Raw genomic sequence first — 5,255 nt, forward strand, 5'->3', positions numbered from 1 at the left:
AAGGCGGGAAGCCTCTGTCTGGCTTGTCGCACTCCACTGCTGAAGCAGAGGCCGAGAGACTGAACGCTGCCCGCAGCCGACCGAAGGGCCCAGAAAGGGGATGGACGGAAAGGGGCAATTGAACCGCCGGGCCCGATTGGGCAGGAGGCGCGCGCGATCGGCGGCGGCAGATGACGCATCGTCGACGTTTAAGGCGCTAGAATAACGAAGGCCGCAGCGTTTTTCTCGCTGCGGCCCGCACCGTGTCACAAAATGCCGGGTAAAAAGATCTAAGCGAAGTATGGAGCCAGCCCCGGGTGAGATGATCTTACTGAAGCGTTTTCAGCCTGCAATATGATCTATTTCGCAAATGGGCTGCTTGCTTAACCTCGAACGAGGGAAGGCCCGCCTGGGGCTGGCTGAGCAGGCGGCCTTCAACCCCAAGCACAAGGCTGCGTACGTCCCAACGGCCATCCCGAAACCGAGACTGCTCGTGTTTGCTTAACGAGCAGCTAAGAACAGGGCTGACATCACTAGGCTGCGGCCAGTAGCACCCGTAAAAATCCAAGTACGAGCTTGGTGCATAGACCCCTCGTTCTAGCCGTGGCATCCGCGACGGCGCTCCCGCCCCGGTGCAGCCTATGCCGCAGCTCGCCGAGAGGGCCTTGCGCCGACGTCAACGCCTGGGACCACGCCGAGAGGCGCGGCAGCGTGCTCGCGCGAACGCCTCGTAGGATATCACTTAATGAGGCGCTCGCTCGACGACAAATTGGCGATGATCGTCGGATCCGCTTGGCAGACGGCCGGACAGATTCAGCGTGTCTGCGGCGGTGAAGCTCACGAGACAGCGCGCTGGAAAGACTTTGGAGAGCGGGACGTCTTGAACGGGAAACTCAGGAAATAGGAATCGGTGCGAAGCGCTAAGGCGGAGGCGGTAGTCTGCGACGTATTAGAGATTTCGCCGGAAATAGCGCTCGCTGTAAGCCTTAAGCGAAAGCACTTCGGGGCCCGCACGTCAGCGCAGTCAGTCAGACCTGCTTCGCTCTTCAGGACGAAAAATCCACTCTCGCCAAACCGTCAATAGTACGGCCATGATGACTGGTCCTAAAAACAAACCGAGTAGGCCGAACGCAGCCAGCCCCCCGAAAATTCCGACGAACGCAAAGAGGAAAGGGAGCCGAGCCGCGCCCCCGACCAGAGTTGGCCACACAAAGTGATCCCCTGCAAGCATGACGGTCGCGCCCCAGAAAAAGACGCCTGCGGCCGCGATCCCGCTGCCACCGCCGGACAAAAGCGTCGCGGCGGCGGCCGTGAACACTGCCCAAGCACCGAATGGGAGCATCGCAAAAGCCGTGGTTATGATGGTAAACATCACGGCATTTGGTACGCCTGCAGCAAGGTATCCGACACCGATCAACAAGCCTTCGCCGATAGCGACGATCACGGTACCGTTCACCGTCCCTCGGATCGAATCCACGATCTTTTGCACCACGCCCTCGCCGGGGTGCCCCAGGATGCGATCGCACGTCTCGATCGTACGGTTAGCGACCGAGCGGCCATTGCTGAGCAGCACGAACAAGGCAAACAGAGAGAAGAAGAGCATGAACAGGCGACGCATCAGCTGACCGCCGAAAGTGTTGAATAGACCAGACGCATCATCCGCATTGATGGTCTTGAGCCAAGCAGTCGCGGCTTTCGGATCCGACAGATTATCGCGCCACCATTGCTGCACGATTTCTGCTACGACCGGCAGGCGAGCGATCCAGTCGGGCACTTCGATTCCGCTCTCCCTGGCCTTCTTCAGCCAGTTCGCGATGTCACCGCTTTGCTCGGCCACCTGGTAGATGGCAAGCGCCATGGGCGTAAACAGGATGAGCGCGACGATCGCCGTAAAGGCGACGGCTGCCAGCCTTGTTGGGCCCGAGGTGAGCCGTGCAGCGAACTTGATGTAGAGAGGCCACAAGGTGACGGCGAGAATGGTCGCCCAGATCAAAGGTGGCAGGAATCCCCGCGCTGTCCACAGGGAGAGCGCTACCACAGCTACGGCAAAGACCACCCGGGCGTTCATGCGCGCGCCCGAACCAAGTGGGAGCGGCTTTTGCTGCACCGGGTTGCGAGATGTGTCGCGATCCGAAGCTGTCGATGTGCCGGGCTTTGCTATCCGTTTGCTAACCGTGTTCGGGCGACCCACTTGCTACCTCGCTTGGCGGTCCGGCGCTCGTCGATCCTACCGGGGTCGCTAATCTTGCCGTGAAGGAGGCACCGCTCGTCAGAAAACATCCGAGGCTTGATCAAGGTTCCATCCAATGTACGGGGCCTCTCATCGCTCTTACGGCAGTAAAAGACCATTGTTCACGCAACAGGCGGGCGCCGCCTTAACAAGGCGGGGCTGCCCACGTGGGCTGCCCCGTATGCCGGCATCTAGGTAAGCCGATTTACTTTTTACATTCGGTTTCTGTCGAGTTCCTGCGCCATGCTAAGGTGATGCTGCAGAGCGGGCAAGGGTTTGTTCGCCCCATCCTTGTTTCGGATCGTCACCGCCTTCAGCGTAACGTTGAAAAAGGGGAGGCCTTGTGAGCGCTCACCTGCATCGGACCCTACTCGCCAGCACCGTGCCCTCAACTCGGCGAGCCTTTGTCCAACCGCTTGACGCTTTGAGAGATGAGATCCGCAGTCGATGCTTGATAAAGTCCGGTCACTCTTTTCCGGGGAAGGGGCGCGCATCGGCTGCGAGCCGAAGGCTGGACGCTTCGGCAGGTGTCAGCGGAAAATCTACGGGTCGGGTGGGGCGCCGGAATAAGTCTAAAGTCACTTCCGCCTGTCGGAGAAATCAATCCGTCCGCCGGTGCCGCTTCCTTTAGAGGTTGCCGAAAAGCGAAGCCTTGATGGGCGAGCGCCAGCTAGGCCATGTCAAACTCTGTCTGCAACTTCCGCACTTCCTCACCCAAAGCCGCTTCGGCGGATTCCTCCAGAGGCTTCTGCGGGATACCGCCAAGTTGCCAACTGGGGCTGTAACCCTTTACGCGGATCAGCTTGAGGCCGGTTACGCCAGACCGCTTCTCGAGTTCGGCGGCGAGCTCATGTTGATACACGATTGCTTTCATCCGGCGGGTTCTCCAAGCGCATCACACTCGAGCGGCTAACAGTCCCGGCAGATGCTTCTGATCTTCTCGAGGGCGCGGTCGGTCGGGTCCCACAGATCCTTCTCGGGTCTAATCGTACCGATTTGCTCCGCCGCCCGCGGGTATTGCCTATGCGATCCGGGGCGTTTTCCACTAGCGGAAATCGGCTCCATCAAAAAAGGCCCCAACATGAGGATCAACACGATGCTCATTTGCAGTTTTTGCAGATCGACCCCACCATCCTGTCCGTGTTGCTCATCGATCTTGGCGTCGCTATCCTGCTGGTTGGTGGTCGCAGGCCTTCCGATCCCTCCGGCAGGCGCGGTCTGCGCAGCCGCGGCCGAAGAGCCCGAGGAAGCAGCGGTGCCGGCCGCATTGGTGCCGCGCGTCCGGGCTTCGCTTTCGGTGTCGATCCTTTGCCCCGGTTCGTGATTGACGCCGGGCTGAGCCGTTGCGGGGGCATTGCCGACGGTGGAGTTGCCGGGAGCGCCAACGGTTCCGGCGGGATTTGCTGGGCCAGACCCTGCAGTGCCAGCAGCGTTTGTAGCTGAAGGTGAGGATGTCCCTGTACCGCCCGCCCCGGACAAGGCTGCGCCGCCGGCTCCTCCGCCCGCGGACCCACCGCCACTGCCTCCACCACCGCCACCTTGAGCGAAAGCAGCGCAGGGAAGGATAATCGCCAAGGCCAAGGCACACGAGAGAGCTTCATGTCGCGACACCTTTAACGACCATGCGGGCTCTCGAGGTTTGGTTCCTAGAGTTATGCGTGCTAGGCGTCGAGGACGCCGAATTGCCGCCGGTAAGCATCGATCGCCCGGTTCGAGAGCAGCAACCTGCTACGTTCACCGTTCCGGACCATTTGCTCGATCTTATGGGAGAGAAATTGGCTGGCTTCGGCAGCGTCGCCGAGGTCGCCCGAGCGCTCGAGGAACTCCCAAGCGATCTGGACGGAATGTTCAACAAGATGAGAAAGGGGTGTCGGCCATAGTGAGCCGAACGCTTGCTCCTTCCCAGGGTTCCTAGGCCACCTCGGAGGACGCAATGCGTGGTCGAGGTAGATGCATCCCATTTGCCATCGGCCGGCGTCCGAGAGCAATGAGCGGCAATCGCTTGTCGTCGCTCCCACGGCTAACCAGTTGCGGACCTCAAGGGAACATGGGTTGAACCCCGCAGTTGCTCCCCGGCCAATGGAGTAAGGAAAGATGTCCAAGAAATCGCTCGCTGAAATCGCGAAGGAAATGGCCGGCATCGACATCGCCATTCTTTCGACCCACACAGAAAACGGTGAGATCGCCAATCGACCCATGAGTAACAACGGCGACGTGGCTTACGACGGCACGTCTTATTACTTCACTTACGAAAAGACGCGGACAGTTTCTGACATCCAACGGAATCCTAATGTCGCGCTCGGATTCTCATCCGAGGCCGGTCTATTCGCCGAAGGGATCTATGTGGCCGTCGAAGGGACTGCCGAACTGATCCGCGACAAGGCCGTCTTTCATCAGCACTGGACAAGTGATCTCGACAAATGGTTCGAAAATGGCGTGGATACGCCAGGCATTGTCCTGATCAAGGTCAAAGCCAACCGCGCGACCTATTGGAAAGGTCGCGAAGAAGGTGAGGTTGGACTCTGACTGAAGATTCAACCGGGGCGAAACCCTAGTGGGGCCAGCTCTTTCGATGATTTTTCCGCAATCGCAAGACCGGCGCTATCACGATTGTACAGTCACCCAATCTCATTCTGTGGATTGTGATCGTGGCCGGCCTTTTGCTCTGGGTATGGCCATCAGCAGGCAAAGCAAACTTGGCCCTGACGATCGCGGTCAACGGTGGCCTCGTTCTCTGGACGGTGGATGAAATCGTCCGTGGCGTCAATCCTTGGCGGCGCTCTCTCGGTGCAGTCGTTCTTCTCTACGAATTCACGACCCTTTTAAACGACGGTAAAGATTCCGCACGCGGGAGCGGGAGCCCAGATGTCGCCGCGGGCTTGCATTGTAACGGCGCCAGCAGGGCTCGCGAGGCTGTAGCGGTAGGAAATCGAGGGTCAGAGCTGGCCCCGCAAATTCGGACAGTAGCTTGAGTGGATTTTCTGCCTGACAGCGGCGAGGATTCTTGCTGCGAATCAGGAGCGAAGATGACGAAGAAGAGCCGCCG

General features: G+C 59.5%; 4 protein-coding genes. 2 read left to right on the forward strand and 2 right to left on the reverse strand.

Features of this window, described 5'->3' with window-relative positions; all coding sequences use genetic code 11:
* Positions 1-1,003: 1,003 nt before the first annotated feature.
* Both QJT78_RS48135 and QJT78_RS48140 read right to left on the reverse strand, forming a co-directional pair.
* Positions 1,004-2,047 (reverse strand): AI-2E family transporter, encoded by a 1,044-nt coding sequence (locus QJT78_RS48135; RefSeq protein WP_063629903.1) that lies wholly within the window; start codon positions 2,045-2,047, stop codon positions 1,004-1,006.
* Positions 2,048-2,879: 832 nt separating this feature from the next.
* Positions 2,880-3,083 carry a hypothetical protein gene (locus QJT78_RS48140; RefSeq protein ID WP_028153853.1) on the reverse strand — a complete coding sequence of 68 codons (204 nt, stop codon included), beginning with the start codon at positions 3,081-3,083 and terminating at the stop codon, positions 2,880-2,882.
* A 784-nt stretch (positions 3,084-3,867) separates the two neighbouring features.
* Between QJT78_RS48140 and QJT78_RS48145 the strand changes: the two genes are divergently transcribed.
* On the forward strand, positions 3,868-4,089 hold the full coding sequence (locus QJT78_RS48145; protein ID WP_157790260.1) for a hypothetical protein: 222 nt from the start codon (positions 3,868-3,870) through the stop codon (positions 4,087-4,089).
* A gap of 214 nt (positions 4,090-4,303) precedes the next feature.
* On the forward strand, positions 4,304-4,735 hold the full coding sequence (locus tag QJT78_RS48150) for a pyridoxamine 5'-phosphate oxidase family protein (protein ID WP_038953432.1): 432 nt from the start codon (positions 4,304-4,306) through the stop codon (positions 4,733-4,735).
* Positions 4,736-5,255: the final 520 nt, after the last annotated feature.

It is taken from the genome of Bradyrhizobium sp. Mp27 (assembly GCF_029953005.1).
Classification (GTDB): Bacteria; Pseudomonadota; Alphaproteobacteria; order Rhizobiales; family Xanthobacteraceae; genus Bradyrhizobium; species Bradyrhizobium barranii.